Source organism: Patescibacteria group bacterium (genome assembly GCA_028715115.1).
Lineage (GTDB): Bacteria > Patescibacteriota > Patescibacteriia > UBA2591 > UBA4787 > JAQUSN01.
Genome location: JAQUSN010000001.1, coordinates 104,913 through 126,473 on the forward strand (window position 1 = coordinate 104,913; position 21,561 = coordinate 126,473).

Genomic DNA, 21,561 nt, shown 5'->3' on the forward strand with positions numbered 1-21,561 from the left:
ACTAAGATTGCGAAGTAACAACGTCTATTCTGCCCTTGGAATTAATGCGTATATATAGGTAAGTTTGATTGCCGGAACTTTTAATGCTATAGAAAATGTTTGCTCCACTGGTCAAAGCGGCTCCATCGCAATAAACTTGTCCTTCCGGCCGAGTAAAAACCAAGTCTTTACAGCCGGCATTCTCGATAATTAAGCCCGGAGACAAAGTATAATCCTCTATTGATTCATCACTTGCGCTCGCGTCCCATTTATAATTATTGGGCGCGCCTTGATCAATATAAAGCTTATAGGTCGTGCTATTATTAGATGGCACATATATGCCATAGCCATAATTGGTTAAATTGCTCGTTTGTTTATAACCAGTCAAGGCCATACTTTGCGATCGCTTGATTACGCTGAGCATCTCCTTGCTGTTGGTCAATAAATCGTCTTTTCTTTGACCCGTGCGATAGTTGACAATAGTCATGGCGCTTAAGACGCCTATAATAAAAACAACCACCACTAATTCAATAATCGAAAATGCTTTTGATTTTTTTTTATTATTACCTTCCGCCATCTACTTATTTTATCTAATTATAAAAAAGTATGCAAATACCAACCTATGATTTTTTGGCCAAAAAACATTGTCACCAAACTTCCAATAACCAAAAAGGGGCCCAAGGGAACTTGAGAGGCCCATTTTTTTTGACGAGTAAGAATTAGGGCTAGGCCTATTAAGCTGCCGATCAGATAAGAAGCTAAAATCGCCGCCAAAATGTTCGGCCATCCGAAATAAACGCCCAATAAAATCCCGATGCGAAAGTCTCCCAAGCCGATTCCTTTGCCACGGGTAATTAAATATTGGACGATAAAGAACAGGCCTGCCCCCAAGCCAGCTAAAACAATATTCAACCAGTATATTTTTAATAAAAATAAATTAATAAATAAAATAACAGCTGCGATCGGCATTAAAACAGTATCTTCTATAATATAAAACTTAAGATCGTAGACAAAAGTAAATATTAGCGCAAAAATCATCAACCAGTCGCGCAGTAAATAAATTACCACATCGCTCGACCCCGAAGCCAATTGATGATAAGCGGCCGCTAAAAATAAAAAACCAGTAGCAAGCTCCACGAGTGGATATTGCCAGGAAATTTTTTGCCGACAAGAACGGCAGCGGCGTCGCAGTAAAAAAAAGCTTAAAACCGGAACATTATCATACCAACTTATTTTTTTAGAACAACGAGGGCAAAACGACCTGCCTAAAATGCTTTTTTTATGATACAAACGATAAATGAGGCAGTTTAAAAAGCTCCCCATTATCAACCCGATGACAAAAGAAAATACGAAAAGTAAAATCATGATTCTATTTTAACATAATCCCCGAAAAAAAGAAGGGCTCCGTAAAAAATAGTCAAAGGCGCAATCGTTAAAAGATTTCTTTGGTCAATAACGCCAACCAATAAATAATAATTATTTGAATCGGTAAAAACATAAAGAGCTAAATAGAAAATCAAGCAGCCCAAAACGGAAAAAAATAAAAATGAATTTTCTCTATGCCAAAGAGATCGCCAATTAAAAATAATTAGCAAAATAAATATCAACCACCAAATGTTCCAATTTGAAATGACAATAAGCCGATTAAATAAAATGCTTAAAGCGCCGAAGCTATGAATTAATTTGAACGAATTTTCGTTGTTTGCCCAGCTTAAATGATGGCTAAATTTAAAAATTAACCACGGCAAAACCAGAGCAATAAGTAAACCAGCGCTAATTAAATGTTTTACTCTGAATTTTTTCTTTACTAATGAATAAATCAAGGAAGAGACTAAAATAATAATCGATAGGGCCAATCCTTCATTTTTGGTCCAAGCCGCACTGGCAGCTAGAATTGCGCCTAAAATAAAATATCCCCTGTTTTCCTCCCGCCAGCCACGCCAAAAATAAATCGCAGTGGCTAAAACATAAAAAGATAAAATTAAATCTGCATAATCATGCCTGGCATGATAAACCACAAACGGCATAGTCGCCAAAAAGAAAGTAAAAATCATGGCGCGAAAACGCGAAGCGGTGCGGCGCAAAGCGCTATAAAGAATAATTAATAATGATAAATAATAAATGGGCAAAGTAAGTTTTATGGCCGGCTCAAACCAGCTCCCGACCAAAACAGATTGCCAATCCTGCCACAATGGCAGTTGTAAAGGATAGCCTAATAAATGGATACCCAAGAAATATGGATGGTCTTGGTTAAGAATAATTTTATTTTGGCTAAAAAATATTTTTGCTTTTAATGACCAGGTGGCCAAAGCGTCATACTGAATAATCGGCCGCCACCAGGCTGAGAAAAAAACAAAAATTATTGTTGCGGCGATAATAATAAATAAAATTATTGTTAAAATCTTGGTTAACAACTTAATTTTTTGTTCATTTGGCTTATGGTTAATGTGAGAATCAACAGCAACTCGGCGTAAAATTATAAAAACAATACTTAAGAATAATAGTGCCAATAAAATATTTACCGACAAGGTTAGCAATAGACCCAGCCAAGAAAAAATAAAAATTAACATAGTTATAAAAAACACGCCCAAGGCAAAACTTAAAGCAAAAATTTCGCTTAAGAAAAATTTTGTTTGGCGAGCGATTAAAGTTATTAAAACCAAACCAAAAATTATCGGCGCTAAAATCCCTAAAATAGTTGAAGCTATTATTATCATTTTCTATAATAGATTAATTGATTAGGCGCGACGACTATTTTTTCAAAGCCATCATAGTTTGCCTCTAGAGCAAAATAAGACAAAACATATTTGGCCAGATTGATATCGCCGACAACTTGGTATTGATCTATTAAATCATAAATTAAAACAATGCGGCGATAATCAGTCGATGGCGGCAGGAAAATCTTACTGCCCAAGGGTATTTTTTCTTTAACCGCCCTCAAATAACTATTTAAGTCCGTACCTGAATTGTCCTGTAAAAAACTGTTGATTAAAATTGCCCTTTTTTGATCGTTTGATTTGGAAGACAAATTATAATCATCTTTAAATTCTAAAAACCAAGCGCGCAAAAAATAAATTCCGCTACAAAACCAAGCAACTAAAACGACGATTAAAAATATTTTTTGCCAATGGGCGCGCAAAGCGCTATCGCGACAATTAAAAAGATACAAAACTATCAAAATAATTGCGGTGAAAATTAAAATATAATATGAAAGAGGTGTAGCGTAAACAAAAATCGGCGGCAGCATATTAATCCAAGATAATCCTTCGGCTGGCAAAGAAAAATATTCCTGCCATAGGGTTTTTAAAACTAAACCAGGCGTGCCTGAAAGTAAAGAAAAAGAGTCAACTTCAATTTGTGATGGATTAAACTTTAAATATAGGCGGTCGACCATGCCATACCAGGCGTCAAAATTAGATAAATTAAAATAATAATCGGTGAATTGATTATTCTTTTTATTAAAAATAAAATTATTTAACGGCTTGGCTCCTCCTTGTGGATTTAAAAAATTTACCGATAATTGAGAAAAATCCGCGGTGGTTTTTAATCTTAGAGCTAAAAAATGGTATTTATCAGCGGCAAAATTTAATTTTTCCTGCGGAGGTAAATAAAATATTAGTCCGGCATTCTCTTTGATAATCAAGGGATCGCCTGCAATGTTTTTTTGGCAATTAAGACCACGGTCGTTCACAAGACAACGTGGTTTGTTTTCATTATTTTGCGCTTCAAAAGCAATAACTGATATTGATTTCAAAATAAAACTTCCGGCCAAGAAAACAATGACCAGGCCTAAAAGAATTATCGTTTTTTTATTTTGCCGAAGCCACTTGAGCATAAATTAACTATACCTATATTTAGCAATGGCCCAAATAGCCCTTAGGCCATCGGTATATTTTATCTTTTTGCCGTCTTTATAAAGGCGCGGATGATAAGAAATTGGTATTTCTAAAATTTTATGTTTTTTCTTTAAAAAATCAGCTGTTAGTTCTATCTCTAAATCAAACCCGTTTGACTCTAATTCTAAACTTTGGATCAAATTTCTTTTAAAAACTTTATAACAGGTCCAGGGGTCGTTGATTTTATGCCCATAAAAAAGATAAAAAAGAAAAGACAAAAAACGATTGCCTAAATAAAATATTTTATAAATCGGGCGATGTTTGGTTAAAAAACGCGAACCATAAACCACCTCAGCCCTGCCCTCTGAAATGGGCCTAACAAGATCGGGCAACTCTTGCGGATTATATTCTAAATCAGCATCTTGGATGGCAATAATATCGCCGGTTGCTTCTTTAAATCCTCGACGCAAAGCAAGCCCCTTGCCCTGATTAACCTCTTGAAAAAATATTTTATAATTATTTTGCTCTTCTTGGGCAACGTTTTTTAAAATTTCTCTGGTTCCATCAGTAGAGGCATCGTCAATAATTATTATTTCCGAATCAATATCAAATTTAACAGCTTTAATTCTTTCAAGTAAATCTAAAATCGTTTTTCTCTCGTTATAAACCGGGATAATGATTGATAATTTCATATTTTATTTTTGCGCCACGATAAAATTATTAAAACCAAACTGAAATTGTTGTGCCTTAACAATTTTAAAACCTAATTTTATTAATAAATCTTTAAGTTCGCTTAAATTAAAATAGCGGAGATGGCTGCCAATTTCTTCTTGGCTCAAAATATTAAACTTAAAGGCTAAAAATTCTAAAAGATTTTTTGATCTGGGAGCTGGAGTGGTAATAATAATCCGACCACTATCTTTCAAAGGTCGATAACAGTCCTTTAAGATATCTTCCGGGTATTCAACATGCTCTAGAACCGCCAAAAGAGTAATGACGTCAATAGAGTTAGACGGCAGGTTAATTTCTTTGGCTAAATTACTGTGGCAAATTTCTAAATTGTCTTTTTTGAGATTGTCGATTTTTTTATCAAATCCGTAACCTTTCGAAATTGAATTCTTAATAGACTTTAAAAGAAAGGCTGATTGGCCGCAACCAATATCACAAACTACTGCACCATTTTTAATATATTTTTTAATCTTATTAACCCTTAGTCTTCTTAAGACTTCTTCTAAGAACATAAAAGATAAATAAAGCGTATTACTTTAAGTAAATTTGACCTTATGGCTCCGTAATGTTTTTGCCAATAATAGTTTTGCGACTGGTAATAAAGGGTTTTGCGTTTTTTATCGCTAGTCAGGCTTTGGCCACCCAGGTGAATTATTTTTGTAGTAATCAAAACAATAATTTTATAGCCCAAATTTTTAACTCGGCGGCACAAATCGCGATCCTCAAAGTACATGAAAAAATTCTCATCAAAACCGTTGATTTGTTCAAAAATTTTTCGGCGGATTGCCAGGGCCGCGCCACTAACCCAATCAGTGAATAAATAATTATTTTTCTTGATTAATTGCGTTTGATTGCCTCGATATATTTTATCGATCATTTTGTCTCGGCCAAACGAATAGGGCTGAAGTTGACCGTTGTCCAAAATCAATTGCGGCGATATAACTCCTACCTCTTTGTTATTTTTAAAGCATTCGCTGATTTTTTCAAATATGTCTTCAATAAAAATCGTGTCTGGATTTAAAAAAAACAAAACATCTCCTTTGGCCTGCTTGGCTGCCATATTATTGGCGGCGGCAAAACCAAGATTTTGTTTTAATAATATTAAATTAATAAAAGGATACTTTTCTTGATAACCAAAAAGGGCGGATTCTTGAGAATTGTTGTCAACAATAATAACCTCTGTTTCAATCCGGCTAATGAATTTGATCAACGAATTAAGGCATTGATCCAAAAATTTCCAGCTATTATAATTGACGATGATAATAGATAATTTCATTGATCGCAAGTTTTATATATTCTAACCAAGAACGATTACCGAGAGAGCGTAAATTCAATGTATAAAATTTTTTCTAATTTTATTTTTTATAAAATTTATTGTCTCTTTCGGCCGTCTAAAAAAATATTTTACTAAGAGATAAAAGCGCCTTTTTTTGCGTTCCTTCAAAAATAGATCGTATAAACATTTTAATTCTTCTCGGTCTAATTTTTCTGACAAAATTAGATAATTTTTATAATTATTTGAAAAATCAATACTTAATTTATTCCAATCCATATCATTAGAAACCAATCGCCTCCCTAAGGCATATTCCCAAATAGGCGTACCTGGCAAAGGCAGAAGAGCATAAACATCAAAAGAATCTAGTTTACTCTTCTTAATAAAATTTAAAGTATCCATGATTTCTTCTCTCGTCTCGTCCGGCGAACCTATAATAAACGAAGCACTAACCTGCAAATTATATTTTTTCAAATAATTAATAGCATCCATATTGTCTTTGACTGTTACCAAATCGCCCTTAAGAAATTTAAATATTCTCTCGTTCCCAGACTCAAGCCCCATAGAGACTATGTCAACCCCCATCTCTTTAAGCAATCTGGCAGACTCATTATTAACCAGATTGGCACGCACTGAAACGGTAAATTTTATCTTTTTATAAAATTTCTGTTTTTTTATTAATTCAACTATCTTTTTTAATCTTTTTTTGTCGGCGATAAAAAGATCATCGCAAAACGTTATTCTGGGAGAATTATAACGATCGACAAGATACCCTATCTCCTTGATCACATATTCTGCCGAATTAAACCTGGTCTTATCCCAAAATCTCGAAGAAAAACAAAACCTACACTTATAGGGACATCCCCTTGAAGTAAACATATAAACATTGTCTCCCTTTTTGATGTTAAAAAGATTTCTGTCGGGAAAGGGAATTAAGTCTAAATTTTCTATAAGAGGACGACTCTCTGTTTGAACAAGTTTGCCCTCATCATGGAACACCACCCCTTTAATCATCCTAAGATTTTCCTTAGTAAATTTTTTATCAATAAATAGCTTTATAATCTCGCCAAAGGTTTGCTCTCCTTCGCCGATAATTCCCACGTCCATATTACTGTCCAGGCTTGAGGGAATGGCGGTAATGTGGCTTTTCCCAATAATTACGGCTATATTTTTATCTTTACAAAACCTAGCTATCTGCTTCGCCCTGTTGAAATTTTGCGAAACGCAAGAAAGGCCCACCATATCCGGACCAAAAGAAACAATCTTCTCTTCGACTTGGCTGTTAACAACCTCAACTTCGATCTCTTTTCTGACATCTTTGGGTAAAAAAGAAATTAGATAACCAAGCCCCAAAGAATCATATTTAGTTTGAATTTTATCCTGATTGTCGATGACGTCCACTAAAATAAGTTTCATAAAAATTTTTACTTAAAAAAACCGTCCGAACAAGTTTGTTCTACGTTTTTAATACACAAGATCTGAAAGGCTATTTCCGGCCAATAATATGCCATGAGTTGCGTCAACGAAGCCGCTTTTTTCCAAAAAACAGCTGGCCAAAATTTAATATCTCCCTTTTCTCTCCTTAAAAACTTTAACCCGCTTATGCCAAAAACTAAATATCCCATATTTCTCATTTCTTTAACACTGTAGCCCGACAGATGAACCTGCCCGGTATTGCCATCAAATGTTTCTTGCTTCAAAAATCCATTTGGAGTAAAGATTATAACTCTTTTTTTTGCTATTCTTTCCGCCTCTTTTATCAATTTCAGACCATCGGTCTTATCTAAATGCTCAATTAAATCTAGCGCCACAACACAATCAAAAGATTTATCCTTGATTTTTCGACAAGCGTCAAAAACATTAGAAATCAAATAGTCTGAGTGAATTCTTGAATTTTTACTTCGCTCAATATAAGGGACAAAATTATCAATGCCCAAGCTATATTCTAATTTGTCAGAAAATAATTTAATGGGCGATTGTTCTCCGCATCCTAAATCCAAAACAGTTTTGCAGGAATCTAAAATCTCTTTTTTTAATTTAAATTGGTATCTGAAATCATTAAAATAATCGCTAATTTTTTTGAAAGGATTCATAAATAAATATTTTACTATATTCAAGACCTCTTCATCTATTTACTTTAATCGCTCTAAAAATATTTTTATGGTCTGCGCATCTGGTTTTAATTTTAGGGCCTGCTGGGCATAATCACGAGCCATTTGAAGACTTCCTTTTTCATAATACAATAAAGCTACGGCCCACGGCCAATTAAAATCGCCTGGATTTAAAACCATTCCGTGTAAATTATAACCGATGGCTGAATTTAAATCGTGACGTAAATAATAAATATCGGCGATTTTTTTATAAATATTATATTTTCGCGGATTTAACTTCAAAATTTCCTGATAAACAATCAAGGCTTGATCATAGTTGCGTTGATCCATATAAATTTCAGCCAGTTGCTCTTTTACTAGACCCTCTTCATTAGTAATCTCTAATCGCTGGGTTGGCCCAAGTTGCGGCGTAGCTAAATCAGGATAAAGACTAAGGGCCGTATTGCACTTATCTGTTGCCTCATCTAAACGCTTTTCATAAAACTTTAATCGGCACCAATCATAATATAAAACCGCCATCTTGGGTGAAAGCGAAATTAAGCGGCCAAGATCTTGCTCGGCAACCTGAAAATCGTCTAACTTTTGACTGTCTTCGGCTTTTAGGGCGCGCAATCTGGCCCGATAAGCCTGAGCTTCGAAGCTGATTTGATTGGCGGGAATGTCATCAATAATTTGAATAGCTAAACTAAATAGTTTTATTCGCTCATCTTTATTTTTTTCCGGCACCGAATAGGTAAGATCTAATAGATCCCTGGCAAAACTTTCTCGGTAATAAGATTCTTCTGGTTGTCGATTTATAGCTTTATAATAATAATCAATGCCTTGGGAAATTTTTTGACTGCGAATAGAGACAATGGCCTGTTTGTAATACCAATCAGCCATAATCATTTTGGCGCTGAATTGCCAAATAAAAAATATAGTAATGAGAAATAGGATTATAGAAATAACAATCCTCTTAAAATCTATTTTTATATTTTGTAAATAATAATCTTCACTAAAATCTTTATCCAGGTTTATAGTGACAGCATAAATCAGCGCCAAATAAAGCCAAAAATATAAGCCGGTTTGCACGACGTGAAAGCCAAACTGTAAAGCCACTAGATAGCCTATCAATCCCAATAAAACAGCGCCGATTAAGGCATAAGCGCGAGGCCCGTCTTTAAGTTTATTTTTAAGAAACCCAAGAACTTGCCAAAAAAAAGTAATAAGTAAATAAAAATATGCTATTAAACCCAAAAGTCCGGCTATTAATAATGTATCCAAAATATCATTATGAGCCCTATCGGGATAACTATTAATAGCCTCATAAATCGCATTATCAGGTTGGTAGTATTTGACGGCATGTAAACCAAAAATTTCTTGACCGTAGCCCAAGAGAGGCTTTTGGCTAATTTGGTCTATGGCTGCCTGCCAGGCAAGTAAACGAGTGTGGCCGGTAATCGCCCTTTGCAAAAAAACAAAGCTTACTAAACGGTCTAAAATTGGTGGTTCTAAGGCTTTTTGAGGATGCCAGGGTAAACTAGCGGCCCATGACCATAGCAGTAAAACTGTCGCAATTATTAAAAACCATAAAATAGTTTTTCTTTTGTTGCCCCGAGACCATATCCAAAGCAACAAAAAACAAAAAAGCTCTGCCACTAGGCCCATCCAAGCGGCTCGTGATAAGGTTAATAACAAAGAAATAAATATACTAACAATCAAAAAACCTATGGGTAAACGCGCCGAAGCGGATTTGAAATAATAAAAACAAAAAAACACTAACGGCAGAACCAGCAGCAGCCATTGGCCCAAAAAAATTGGTTGGCCTAAAGAAGAAAATATTCTATAACCTATCGTCGCGTTATTAAGACCCCAATCAATAATATCTAATCCTAAAATCTGCAAAAATCCATACAAACAAACCAGGCCGGCAGAAATTAAAATTACTAATAAAATTCTTTTAATTTGTGTTGATCTCCTTATCTCGGAAATAAATACTAGAAAAAACAAAAAATAATGTATCCAGGTGATTAATCCCATCTTTCTGGCATAGCTGCCCAGAAAACTTAATCGCGGCGATTGCGAAAAAATTGTCGCCAGAGATAAGGCGAACAAAAACAAAAAGGCCGGTAAGATTAATTTTAAAGATAACCTTGACGGGCGCCAACCGAAGATAACCTTTAATAACCAAAACAACGTTGCTAGCTCAATTAAAACTTGGATTAAAAAAAGCTGGTTTGTTTCCCAGCAGCGATATGTTAAACACTGGAAAAAGACCGGGCTTAAGCCAATGATTAACAACAAACAGACTTCTATAGCAATATTTAAATATTTTATTAATCTCATAGGTGGCAATTGGATTGACTAATTTTATCATGAACCGTTAAATAAATCAATCTTATTTTATAAACATAAAAACAAATCTGCCTCTTTCTGGGGCAGACTTGTTTAAACTTTCGCAATTCAATTACAGGCCAGCTGGACTCGCTGTACGAGTACCAGCGGTTAAACCGCCGGTTGCCGAACCGAGACAATACTTAATAGTGTAACTGGCTCCGCTATTGTCATAACTATAAGTATAAACAGCACCAACGCCGGTTGAGGGACAGCTGCCATCGTTAACCGGAGTAGGGTTTGACGGAGCAACGGCCATATAAGTAGTGCCCGTGCAAGGCGCGGCAGACCAACCAGAAATGCTACTTAGGCATTTGCCTTCAATGGTTCCTGTATTAGTACCACCAGTAATGTTGGGGTAGGCATTATTGTCCAAAAAATACATTTCTAAGGCAGTTTGGACTTGTCTAACATCCGAAACACGTCGAGCGTCGCGCGCTTTAGCTCGAGCATTGCTTAGGGCGATAACCGCCATCGCGGCTAATAGACCAATAATAGCTACAACCACCAATAATTCGATAAGTGTGAAACCTTTTTTGTTGTGTCGCATATATTTTCTAAATTTCAAATAAAACGACCTTTAGCTAAAGATAAACATACTATATCATATCTATTATTTTTGGGTAGTAGTTATCCACAGAATAAGATTTAACGGTCTCGCCTTGCTAAAAAATAAAATTTTTGCTAACATAAAAACAAATTTAGAAATATTAAATCTTCTTCATGAAAGATTATCAGGTAAATCTTATCGACGGCATCAGACCGATAGATAAGATACAACTGGGCTACACAAAACCAACTAAGCCGGGCGGCCGCAGCAAGGTTGGTCGTTTTTTGTTTCGTATTTCAGTAATAGTAGTAATCATTGTCGTCTTCTTTTATACTAATATTAATTTTTCATCTCAAGGGCTAATCGGCGGCGTTGGCCGTTTGTCGTTTTGGGAAGGTATGGCCCGCCTAGCCTTAGGTAAAGATAAAATCTTAAAAGGAGAGCTGGGCGATCGTATTAATATTTTAATTTTAGGCATAGGCGGAGCTGATCATGAAGGGGCCAACCTAACTGATACTATTATCTTAATGAGCATTAAGCCCTCAACTAACGAAGTGGTTCTATTTTCTATACCGCGCGATCTGTACGTGCCAACCAAAGAATATGGTTGGCAAAAAATAAACGCCATAAATAGCCTGGCTTCGGCAAAAGCCAAAGACGGATCAGCCGTAACCAGTAAGATTATCGGCAATCTTTTTGGGACTACGGTTAATTATTGGGTTAAAATAGACTTCGCGGCTTTTAAAGATTTTGTTGACTGGATGGATGGCGTAGAGATTAATGTCGAAAGATCTTTTATAGACACGCAATATCCGGCCGCCAATTACGAATTCAAAGTAGTAAGTTTTAGAACCGGCCAGCAACATATGGATGGAACCACGGCCCTACAGTATGCCCGCTCCAGACATGGCAATAATGGCGAGGGCAGCGATTTTGCCCGAATGAAACGACAACAAAAATTGTTGTTAGCCATGAAAGAAAAAATGCAACAAAAAAACTATATCACTTCGGCTACCAAACTTTGGGAGGCTTATAATATTTTTAATCGGCGCATCGCCACCAACCTGGATTTTTCTGAAATGATCAGGCTCGGCAAAATGATGACCAGCTTTACCGAAAATAAAATTAAAAATTATACTTTTGAAGAAGAACCAACCGGCCCCCTGTATTCAGAAATCATTTCTACCGGCGCCTATGTGTTAAGACCTAAAGACGGTAATTTTAACCTATTGGCCGAACCAATAAAAAATGCTTTTAAAAATAACGCCGCTTCTTTGCCGACTCAAGGCCAAACAAACAATGAAAATATTAACGAATCGCCAATAACCAATATCACAAATAATGAAACGAGTCCTGCCGGCGCCAAACCGCAAATAATTATTTTGAACGGCACGAAAATTACCGGCCTAGCCCAGCAAATAAAAGGGCAATTAGAAAAACTTGACTACCAAATAATTAGTATAGGCAATGCGAGCACACAAAATTATACCAAAACAATAATTTACACTGTTGGTTCAGAGACCAACAGATTAAACGAATTAAAAAACGTCTTACGGGCCGATGCCGAATCTCTGCCCAATGCACTTAAATATTTAGTCACGCCGAATATTAATTTTTTGATTATTTTAGGTACTAACTAACACATTGTATGGCATACCCAAAAGTAGTTCTTGTCGGACAGATCAATGCCGGAAAATCTTCCCTTTTTAACCGTATTATCTCTAGGCAAAAAGCGTTAGTTTCAAAAACTCCCGGAACAACACGTGATCGCAATTATGCGGAAAGCGAATGGCAAGGAAAAAAATTTACTTTAGTTGATAGCGCCGGTTTTGAAAAAAGAATTAGCTTGGCCCAAGATTCTCTGTCGGCTGAATATTCTTCAATATTACAACAAGCCATTAAAAAACAAATCGAGCTTGCCATTGCCGAAGCAGATTTGATTTTATTTCTAATCGATATTCAGCAAGGCACTAACCAATTAGACATTGAGATGGCTAAGATGATTAAAAAAAATAAAAAACCTGTTATCTTGGTTTTGAATAAAGCTGACAGCTCTAAGTGGGTAAATGAAGCAAATGACTCTGCTTATTGGAATCTGGGCTTAGGTGAACCGCGAGCAGTCTCGGCCGTCACCGGATTAGGAATAGGCGATTTGCTTGACGAAGTCGCCAAAAAAATAAAACGCGGAGCGGGCGATAAAAAAAACACCATGCCAGCTATTCGCGTCGCCATCGCCGGCAGGCCTAACGTGGGCAAATCCAGTTTGATTAATGCCATCTTGGGAGAAGAGCGGGTTATTGTTTCGCCGGTTGCCCACACCACGCGCGAACCACAAGACACGCTTTTTTATTTTAACGATAAGCCAATTGTTTTTATTGATACGGCTGGTATTAGAAAAAAATCTAAAGTTAAACCGGATATTGAAAAAACCGGCGTATTAATGTCGCTTAAAGCTATTCGTAAAGCTGATATTATTGTTTTGGTCTTGGATATTAGCGAAAAAATTAGCCATCAAGACAAGGCTTTGGTTGATTTGATAGTCGAAGCTGGCAGAGGATTAATCCTGGCTATAAATAAAATCGACCTAGAAAACAACTTTAATAATAAGTTCGAAAAGTTTATCGAATATTATCAATGGAATTTGCCCGGAGCTAGTTGGGCGCCAATTATATTTATTTCTACTAAAACGAAGCAAAACGTCAATGAAATTTTAAACCTGATTGAATGTGTCGAAACCAATCGTCAACGAAAAATCTCCGAAAAAGATTTAACCGATTTTATAAAACAAGTCGTCTTAACTAAAAAATTCCGCGATAAATGGTGGGCTCAAGTAAAATTTACTCAAATTGACATTAACCCACCGCAGTTTTTACTTCTGATTCCACCTCTGGCGGCTAAAAGAAAGTTGCTCTCCCCGGCTCAACTTGCTATAATAGAAAAAAGCCTGCGACAAAAATGGTCCCTTGAGGGCACTTCCATTAAAATTAGCACTGGCGTTTTATAAAGGGCTTCGCCCCTTGTTGCCAGCGCTCATTCGGCAATAAATTTTATGTTCGCTATTATTGGTTTAGGCAATCCCGGAAAAAAATACGCCGACACGCGCCATAACGCGGGCTGGCAAATTTTAGATTCGCTGTCTGGCAAATTAAAATGGTCAAGCAGCAAACATTCTCCTATAAGCTATTGCTGGAAAGACATTAATGGGCAATCAATTGAACTAGTTAAACCGACTACTTTCATGAATAAATCCGGCCTAGCCATCGGTCATCTTGTTAAAAAACACCAGCTTAAGCCCCAAGATCTTATTGTCGTTCATGATGACAAAGACTTGCCCTTGGGAAAATTAAGAATTCAAATTAATCATGGAGCCGCCGGCCACAACGGCGTTAAATCTATCATCGAACATCTGAAATCAACCAACTTTATCCGTGTTCGCATCGGTATTCAGTCGGACGAAACAGAAAACACGCCGGCAGAAAAATTAGTATTACAAAAATTCTCAAAAAAAGAAAAATTGATTTTAAAAAAAGTGATTAACCAGGCCAACGAAGCGATAAAAATGATTATTGAAAAAGGATTAAATAAGGCCATGAGCAAGTTTAATTAAAATTTTTCTTAAGTAAAAATCGCTAAACTATTTTTGGCGATTTTTACTTAACACAAAAGGGGCTGCGTTAGCAGCCCCTAAGTCGTATTCATAACCACCTCCTATCGAACAATCTGGTAGTACGTGGTTAGCGTATCGCCCAGACCCTTGCGCCAGAACATTATCATTACTTCGTCTCCATATTCCACGAAACAGTCGCGGCGCGCTTCTCCATAGCAGCTGAGATAGACCCAGAACTTACTGCTGTAGGTGCCGTCGTTCTCGCGGACCGAAACCTCCAACCACATGGGCTGTTGGCCCTCATTGTACACTTCGGCGCTCTGGTTGGGAACGTGCAAGTACAAATACACATCCCCAGAAAAGACCAAACCCTGCTGGTCGACGTTCCACGTTTCTACGGGGAAAAACGACTGACAGGCTGGGCCACCAAAGAGAACCAGGGCCGAAAAGAACAAGAACAGCCTCCCGGCTGTTTTCATGATACTCTCCTTTCGTGAAGGCTTGTTTGTCCCTCACTCTTATGCCCCTCAGCCTATGACCTACGCTAGATAAACTAGATCAATCATAAATTGTGGCTACTTCCTGACTAGGAGGGATTGTCAGTTTCACCGCTGAGGAGCAGAAGAGTAAAGAACAATTCATTCATTCATATTAATATCATAACAGATTTTTTGACTTTTGTCAACCCCCCACCCTAAACTTTTTGGCGGGGTTAAGCCCGCACTTGAAATTTATAGGTAAGAGATCAAGAGGAAGGTGTTGCCTATAATAATTTTTTTTAATATAATAAAGGTAGTCCCTCCTCGCCCAGCTAGCTGATTCGAGGTGCTCCCGCCAGCCGTCGCCTGCCAGATGTTATAGTAAATAAAATTTAGATACGCCCTGCTAATAATAAACATTGAAAACACTTTGACTTATGGTAGGCAGGCCAAAATTCTAAGAAAAATTTTACAAATTGTGTGCTTAATTTTCTAATAATCTTAGTATGAAAAAGCTTCTGCCTTACATTATAATTTTCCTGCTAGTTTTAGGATTTTTCACCTTTTTGCAGTCCGCACCGCGACTAGGCGACGGTGATTCTTTTTATCACGCCAAAATTACCGAATTAATGATTCAGGGTCGTGCACCGGTTAAAATTTTTCCTTGGCTGCCTTACACAATTTTAAACAACTTCTATTACGACCATCATTTTTTGTTTCATATCTATCTTGTTCCTTTTCTTCTACTGATTGGCCAACCGTTGGTAGCTATTAAGGTCGGGACGATAATTTTGGGCGCACTTTTTGTCACCGTGCTCTATTGGTTTTTACGCCGCTATCAAATTAAATACGCACTGCTTTATCTTATTCCAGCCATCACTTCATATGTGCTAATCGTCAGATTAAATTTAGATAAAGCACCTGGCGCTTCGCTAATTTTCTTCTTGCTGGGCATTTATTTCATTTTACAAAGAAAAAAAATTGCCCTAGCAATTTTGTCTTTTTTGTATGTTTGGCTTTATGACGCCTGGCCGATTATTTTAATCACCACCCTGGCTTATTGCTTGGCTGTCGCCATTAAATCCGTTATCGATGATTGGCCCGCCTTAAGCAAAACTTTGGATAAAAAACTACTAAAGCAGGTTTTATTCTTTATTAAAAAAACCTTTGTTGGTTTTTTCAGTAAATCAAATCTAGCTCTCTTGGGGTCGTGCCTGATTGGCTTGATAGCCGGTATTGTTATCAATCCATACTTCCCTAATGATTTAAAGTTTTTCTGGGTTCATATCGTCAAAATCGGCATTTTCACACCAGGCTTAAAATACGGAGTTGGCGCTGAATGGTATCCTTACGACACCATTGCTCTGGTAAAAGAAAATATTTTAATCATGGCTCTTTGGCTATTTACAGTAGCTTGGTTCTTGGTTAGTTTTAAAAAACCAAGTAAAACCTTTCCTGAGGTAGAACCGCTTTTACCTCAACTCGGGCAAAGCAAAGAATCACTGTTTCTTGTTATTCTAAATACCTTTTTCTTTTTATACACGCTTAAGGCCAGGCGCATAGCTGAATATTTTATTCCGCTCACGGCCATCACCGCGGCTTTTGTTTTAAATAAAGCCATAAAAAATATTAACTTTAAAGAATTTTGGCAAGAAATAAAAAACGTATTCCTTAAGCCACGATTCATTTTAATAAGCATGCTCATCGCCCTGTTGATTGTAGTCTCGCTGGGCGCCCTAATCGGATCAATCATAAAAATTCAGCAAAATACTTTTAATTATTTCCGTCAAACCGCGCCAGCTTTTGACAGATTCTCCGGCGTCACTAACTTTATGAAAAACAACACGCCGGCCCGTTCGATCGTTTTCCATAATTCCTGGGCTTCATTTCCTGAATTCTTCTATCACGACGATAATAATTATTATATCACCGGCCTCGACTCAACGTTCTTCTATGACCCTAATCCTAGATTATATAATCTTTGGAAAGATATTACTCAGGCAAAAATTTCAAACAACTTAGCCGCAGAAATAAAAAATAACTTTAAAGCCGATTATGTTTTGGTCCAAAAAGAAGATGCTTTGTATAGAAATAACGAAACTCAAAATCTCATAAATATCATAAACGCCGATTCTCATTTTCAAAAATTATACGAAGATAAAGAAGCTATTTTTTATCAAATTAGCGGGATATGACTTTAAACAAAAATAATTCCAATAAAATAACCATTGTTTTTTTAATCGGAATAGCCATAATTATCCGCTTGATTTTGGCCCTTATTAATGTCTATCCGTTTGATTTTTGGTGTTTTGGCCAATGGACGGCCAGAATCTTATCGTTAAACAATGCTTTTAATTGGTCAGATCTTTATCTCAACCTGCCACCTGAAACGGTTTATCCGGTACTGCCAGTCGCCCTTTATGGCTATGGATTATTCGGTTTTTTGGGAAAAATAATTTTCGGCCATCAGCTTTTTACTTCGCCGTTTATTGCCCGCATTGTTTTAAAACTACTAGCCATTGTTTCCGATTTATTAGTCGGATTTTTTATTTATAAACTGCTAGTACCGAAATTTTCTAAGACAAAAGCCATAGTTATTTCTTTGTTTTTCTTACTTAATCCGGCGGTGTTTTTTGTCTCCAGTTTATGGGGGCAAATCGACGCCTTGGGCGCTTTAATGGTTTTAATCAGTGTTTATTTTTTGAATAAAAAATTCTACCGCTGGGCCTGGATTTTTATTTTCTTAGCTATTTTAGCAAAACTGCAAAGTATTTTTTTCCTGCCCTTAATTTTTGTTCTGGACTTCTGGAATAATCACTGGCGTAAAACTATTATTAATGTCGCGGTTGCTTCTTTAGCTGTTTTTGTAATTTTGTTGCCCTTTATGGCCGCTTTATTAAAATTATTATATATTATGTTTTCCGGTGCTGGTTTTTACGCCTATTTATCGATCAATGCCTTCAATTTTTGGCAAATTTTTCAATGGCGGCCAATCCATCTGAATTTCATCGCAGAAAACCATTGGTATCTTTTCGCGGCCCTGATTATTTTCGCTGTTTTCTATTTTTTGATTTTGAAAAAATTACTCAAAAATCAAAATACTTATAATTTAACTTTTGCTTGCCTGCTGATCGCCTTTAGCGCTTTTATGTTTTTAACGAAAATGCATGAAAGATATCTTTTCCCGGCGATTATGTTTATGCCGATTCTTTTGTCTTGGCAAAAAAAATATTTGGCCAACTATATTCTAATTTCCTTGTGTTATTTGGCTAATTTGATTTACGCGCTTTTTGCCATTAAAGCCCTCTACCAAATATCTATTGTTTTTGCGATATTGAATTTAGCTAATTTTGCGCATCTTTTTTATGATTACTACCAACAAAAAAATTCTAATCGTCCTACCCACCCTTAATGAAGAAAGGGCCTTGAGCGAAAACGTTAAGCGTGTTTTTGATTTCTGCCAAGATAATTTAAGTAATTATGATTGGCAAATTTTAATTGCCGACAATGGTTCAACTGACAACACGGTTTACATTTCACAGAACCTAACCAACCAACACCCCAGAATAACATATTTTCATCTAGATCAACCAGGGCGCGGCCGAGCCATGAAAAAGGCCTGGCTAGAAAATGAAGCTGATGTTTATTTATATATGGATGCTGACCTGGCTACGGATTTAAAATATTTACCCCCGCTAATTAAAGCAATTACTGATGAAGGTTTTGATTTGGCGACCGGTTCACGATTAAAAAGAGGAGCAAAAATTTCGCGATCTCTATTTAGAGAAATATCGTCACGAACTTATAATTTAATTTTGAGAGTTATTTTTCCGAAATATAAAATCCAGGATTCCCAGTGCGGCTTTAAAGCTATTTCTCAGCGCGTAAAAATTAAGGTTTTACCTTCAGTCAAAGATCCAATTTGGTTTTTTGACACCGAATTATTTATTCGAGCCAATGAATTGGGTTTCAAAATTAAAGAAATTCCTGTCGAGTGGCAGGACAATAAATTCGTCAAAAGAAAGACTCGAGTTAAAATTTTAAAAACCGTTACCGACGATTTAAGAGAAATTATAAAATTAAAAATAGAATTACTAAAAAAATAAAAGTAGCTTTACGGACTTGCCCAGTTAGAACAACTTTACTAATACCCTAGTTTCGACCCATTTTGGTCGTTTTTTAAATTAATATAATATTTTAGTGAATAAACTATTTAACAATACTAGATGAGGCATTGAGGGGGAGAAACGTAAAATTTTCTAACTGGGGTTGACAAAAAGACAAAAATATGATAGAATCTTAATAAGATATGGGGCCGTACTAGGAGGTATGGCCTTCTATGTCGAAGTAGAAACAAAGGAGGTACTGTGAAGTTCGTTACCACCCTACTGATCGCCATAATGGCGGTCATGTTCGTCGGCTGCGCCACCACCGGCATTACGCCGAATCCCACCGCCGGCTTCAGGTTTGAGTCGCAGGTAGTCGGTGACCCCCGAGACCGGCCTGCAGACACCAATCGCCAGCGCCGAAGTCTCTATCTCCGGCGCCAACATCCAAGACAGAGCCCTGCGGGATACGATCATAAAGAACGTCAAGGGCAAATTCGACGAGTTGGTTGACCAATGCCTTCAGTTCAACAACCTCGTCCTAACCAAGGCTGTTCTGGATATAAAAAAGCGGGATGCCGAAGACTCTATCTTAAGAGCGCAGGGCGTGATCAAGGCCAAGGTGGGCATCATCAACGGCTCTAACCAAGAGCTGTATGTGGTGGTCCCATCTCAAGACCGAGGCGTTCGAGTCTGTCCAATACAGACTGCCAAGGTTAACAAGGTGAATGGCAACATTCTCTACCTGACACCAAATTCCAAAGTACCCCTCGTTGTTCAGAGCAAAGTCAACGGGCGCTGGAGCAAAACGTACACCACTGTCATCGACGTTCCCTACGCAGCTCCAGAAGACCGCAAGCCCTATCGTGACCTAAACAACGAAGGCTACGACCTCATCTACATCATCAACCTCGACGAGATGAAGCCCGCTTCAACCTCAATCGGAGCTGGCGCAACCGGAAGTATTGGTGGGGTAGAAAATACCCGTTGCTGCCACAACGACCCAGCCTACTGGCGAACAGCCGGATTCAATGTATATGGGTCCGGACCCGGCGATCGATTGCGGTAGACAAGTGCGGTAGGCAAGAACTTCGAAACAAAAGGGACGCCCCTACGGGCGTCCCTTCCATTTTACTATATTGATATTATTTTTTAGCCATCAATTAGGGAGTCGGCGCAACCACGTATTTGATTCTGGAAAGAACAAACATGGCCAAGGCGTAAGAAATCAAAATAATAAATAGGCCGATCACGCCGTTCATCATTAAAGATTTAGCCTTAGTAATCTTTTCTTCATTGCCGCCGGAGGTCATCCACTGGAAACCACCGATAATGATAATGACCACGGCAATTAGGCCAAGGAAGCCTAAAACAATGCGAACAATTCGGCCAACAATAATGGCTAGGTCGGTTTGTCCGCAAATTTCCGCCGTACAAGCAGTTCTCTCTAGCTCTTCAACTTGAGCATAAGAGGTTAGTACCGGCGCTATGGCTAAAAATATCATAATTAAAAGGCTAACCGCAATTAAATGACGGCTAACCTTTTTAGTTATACTAATATTCATTAAATGCTTCATGAACATTAAAATGAATTATAAAAAATCACTCAATTACTAGTGCTGGGTATTGGTATCAACGATTCTGGTAATCGCGTTCATGATGAAAAGCGAAGCAGCGTAAGCAATGACGATAATGAACAAACCGATCACGCCGGCGCCCATTAACTTTTTGGCACCGCCAATCTTTTCTTCATTGCCGCCGGAGGTCATCCACTGGAAACCACCGATAATGATAATGACCACGGCAATTAGGCCAAGGAAGCCTAAAACCAAACGAACGATACGAGCAATAACCACGGTTAAGTCGGCATTGCTTAATTCAGTCTGTGTTTCAAACTGTTCCAATCCTTCGTTCATTGGAGGTAGGGCCATGACTATTAGAGGGGCCACCACCATAGCAGTTAAAGCTGTCGCGATAAGAACTTTTTTCATAGATCCTCTTCGCGCCATTAAGAAATAATGGCGTTTTTAATTAATTTTTAAAAATTAAGAGACTAATTAAAAGACTATCTTATATTATTAATATTAAATTAAAATTTTACTTTGTCAATTATTTATCCACACCAGCCCTAAATTAGGGGACTGGACTGACTGATCGGAAAATAATACTAAAGACAAAGTTAAGAATCGAATAACTGGCAAAAATCAAGGCCAGACCCAAGGCCGCCCAAACCATAGTATCGCGCCCACTTCTGATTTTATCTTCACTGCCGCCGGAGGTCATCCATTGAATACCACCCCAGATAAACATCACCAAGGCCAAAATTCCCAAAACATTTAAAACGCCGCGAATAATTCTGCCAATAATAAGCGATAAATCAGTCGTGCATAAAGGGTTGGGCAATTCCCCTGGACCAGCTGTACAACTAGCGGCCTCGGCGAAAACGGGAATGCCCGTCAAAGACAAAATGATAATTAAGCTAAATGATAAAACTATTTTTTGCCAATTCTTCATAAAA

The 21,561-nt window shown here is 37.3% G+C and carries 22 protein-coding genes; 7 read left to right on the plus strand and 15 right to left on the minus strand.

Features of this window, described 5'->3' with window-relative positions:
• Position 1: 1 nt before the first annotated feature.
• The 11 genes from PHV78_00520 to PHV78_00570 form a co-directional block, all read right to left on the minus strand.
• The gene (locus tag PHV78_00520; GenBank protein MDD5395737.1) at positions 2 to 556 is read right to left on the minus strand and encodes a type II secretion system protein; all 555 of its coding nucleotides are present in this window, start codon (positions 554 to 556) and stop codon (positions 2 to 4) included.
• A 17-nt stretch (positions 557 to 573) separates the two neighbouring features.
• Complete coding sequence (locus PHV78_00525; protein MDD5395738.1) at positions 574 to 1,344, minus strand: prepilin peptidase; 771 nt, start codon at positions 1,342 to 1,344, stop codon at positions 574 to 576.
• The gene (locus PHV78_00530) at positions 1,341 to 2,696 is read right to left on the minus strand and encodes a glycosyltransferase family 39 protein (protein ID MDD5395739.1); all 1,356 of its coding nucleotides are present in this window, start codon (positions 2,694 to 2,696) and stop codon (positions 1,341 to 1,343) included. The genes PHV78_00525 and PHV78_00530 overlap by 4 nt, the downstream gene beginning before the upstream one ends.
• Entirely contained in the window at positions 2,693 to 3,814 is a 1,122-nt protein-coding gene (locus tag PHV78_00535; protein ID MDD5395740.1) for a hypothetical protein, read from the minus strand. The genes PHV78_00530 and PHV78_00535 overlap by 4 nt, the downstream gene beginning before the upstream one ends.
• Positions 3,815 to 3,817: 3 nt before the next feature.
• Positions 3,818 to 4,507 (minus strand): glycosyltransferase family 2 protein, encoded by a 690-nt coding sequence (locus PHV78_00540; protein MDD5395741.1) that lies wholly within the window; start codon positions 4,505 to 4,507, stop codon positions 3,818 to 3,820.
• Positions 4,508 to 4,510: 3 nt separating this feature from the next.
• Positions 4,511 to 5,056, minus strand: coding sequence for a class I SAM-dependent methyltransferase (locus PHV78_00545; protein MDD5395742.1), 546 nt, complete (start codon positions 5,054 to 5,056; stop codon positions 4,511 to 4,513).
• Entirely contained in the window at positions 5,047 to 5,820 is a 774-nt protein-coding gene (locus tag PHV78_00550) for a glycosyltransferase family 2 protein (GenBank protein MDD5395743.1), read from the minus strand. Before PHV78_00550 ends, PHV78_00545 begins: the two co-directional genes overlap by 10 nt.
• A 54-nt stretch (positions 5,821 to 5,874) precedes the next feature.
• Complete coding sequence (locus PHV78_00555; protein ID MDD5395744.1) at positions 5,875 to 7,233, minus strand: radical SAM protein; 1,359 nt, start codon at positions 7,231 to 7,233, stop codon at positions 5,875 to 5,877.
• Between the two features lie 8 nt (positions 7,234 to 7,241).
• Positions 7,242 to 7,910 (minus strand): methyltransferase domain-containing protein, encoded by a 669-nt coding sequence (locus tag PHV78_00560; protein MDD5395745.1) that lies wholly within the window; start codon positions 7,908 to 7,910, stop codon positions 7,242 to 7,244.
• 39 nt (positions 7,911 to 7,949) lie between these two features.
• Positions 7,950 to 10,253 (minus strand): O-antigen ligase family protein, encoded by a 2,304-nt coding sequence (locus PHV78_00565; GenBank protein ID MDD5395746.1) that lies wholly within the window; start codon positions 10,251 to 10,253, stop codon positions 7,950 to 7,952.
• A 121-nt stretch (positions 10,254 to 10,374) separates the two neighbouring features.
• On the minus strand, positions 10,375 to 10,851 hold the full coding sequence (locus tag PHV78_00570) for a prepilin-type N-terminal cleavage/methylation domain-containing protein (GenBank protein MDD5395747.1): 477 nt from the start codon (positions 10,849 to 10,851) through the stop codon (positions 10,375 to 10,377).
• Positions 10,852 to 11,024: 173 nt separating this feature from the next.
• Between PHV78_00570 and PHV78_00575 the strand changes: the two genes are divergently transcribed.
• From PHV78_00575 to pth, 3 genes are read left to right on the plus strand one after another with little or no spacing between them, the layout of a single operon-like run.
• A complete protein-coding gene (locus tag PHV78_00575) occupies positions 11,025 to 12,491 on the plus strand; it encodes an LCP family protein (GenBank protein MDD5395748.1) in 1,467 nt (488 codons plus the stop codon).
• 8 nt (positions 12,492 to 12,499) lie between these two features.
• Complete coding sequence (der, locus tag PHV78_00580) at positions 12,500 to 13,855, plus strand: ribosome biogenesis GTPase Der (protein MDD5395749.1); 1,356 nt, start codon at positions 12,500 to 12,502, stop codon at positions 13,853 to 13,855.
• A 45-nt stretch (positions 13,856 to 13,900) separates the two neighbouring features.
• Positions 13,901 to 14,458, plus strand: a complete 558-nt coding sequence (gene pth / locus PHV78_00585; GenBank protein ID MDD5395750.1) for an aminoacyl-tRNA hydrolase — start codon at positions 13,901 to 13,903, stop codon at positions 14,456 to 14,458.
• Between the two features lie 101 nt (positions 14,459 to 14,559).
• Here pth and PHV78_00590 read toward each other — a convergent pair whose 3' ends face one another.
• The gene (locus PHV78_00590; protein MDD5395751.1) at positions 14,560 to 14,937 is read right to left on the minus strand and encodes a hypothetical protein; all 378 of its coding nucleotides are present in this window, start codon (positions 14,935 to 14,937) and stop codon (positions 14,560 to 14,562) included.
• A 506-nt stretch (positions 14,938 to 15,443) separates the two neighbouring features.
• Between PHV78_00590 and PHV78_00595 the strand changes: the two genes are divergently transcribed.
• The 4 genes from PHV78_00595 (at position 15,444) to PHV78_00610 (ending at position 20,112) form a co-directional block, all read left to right on the plus strand.
• On the plus strand, positions 15,444 to 17,132 hold the full coding sequence (locus PHV78_00595; GenBank protein MDD5395752.1) for a hypothetical protein: 1,689 nt from the start codon (positions 15,444 to 15,446) through the stop codon (positions 17,130 to 17,132).
• Positions 17,129 to 18,349: a hypothetical protein gene (locus tag PHV78_00600; GenBank protein ID MDD5395753.1), complete on the plus strand. Its 1,221-nt coding sequence runs from the start codon at positions 17,129 to 17,131 to the stop codon at positions 18,347 to 18,349. Before PHV78_00595 ends, PHV78_00600 begins: the two co-directional genes overlap by 4 nt.
• Complete coding sequence (locus PHV78_00605) at positions 18,303 to 19,043, plus strand: glycosyltransferase (protein ID MDD5395754.1); 741 nt, start codon at positions 18,303 to 18,305, stop codon at positions 19,041 to 19,043. The genes PHV78_00600 and PHV78_00605 overlap by 47 nt, the downstream gene beginning before the upstream one ends.
• Before the next feature lie 379 nt (positions 19,044 to 19,422).
• On the plus strand, positions 19,423 to 20,112 hold the full coding sequence (locus tag PHV78_00610; protein ID MDD5395755.1) for a hypothetical protein: 690 nt from the start codon (positions 19,423 to 19,425) through the stop codon (positions 20,110 to 20,112).
• A gap of 94 nt (positions 20,113 to 20,206) precedes the next feature.
• Here PHV78_00610 and PHV78_00615 read toward each other — a convergent pair whose 3' ends face one another.
• The 3 genes from PHV78_00615 to PHV78_00625 all read right to left on the minus strand — a co-directional run bounded on the left by PHV78_00615 (position 20,207) and on the right by PHV78_00625 (position 21,557).
• Positions 20,207 to 20,620 carry a hypothetical protein gene (locus PHV78_00615; protein MDD5395756.1) on the minus strand — a complete coding sequence of 138 codons (414 nt, stop codon included), beginning with the start codon at positions 20,618 to 20,620 and terminating at the stop codon, positions 20,207 to 20,209.
• A gap of 36 nt (positions 20,621 to 20,656) precedes the next feature.
• A complete protein-coding gene (locus PHV78_00620) occupies positions 20,657 to 21,034 on the minus strand; it encodes a hypothetical protein (GenBank protein ID MDD5395757.1) in 378 nt (125 codons plus the stop codon).
• A gap of 142 nt (positions 21,035 to 21,176) precedes the next feature.
• Positions 21,177 to 21,557, minus strand: a complete 381-nt coding sequence (locus tag PHV78_00625) for a pilin (GenBank protein ID MDD5395758.1) — start codon at positions 21,555 to 21,557, stop codon at positions 21,177 to 21,179.
• Positions 21,558 to 21,561 lie beyond the last annotated feature (4 nt).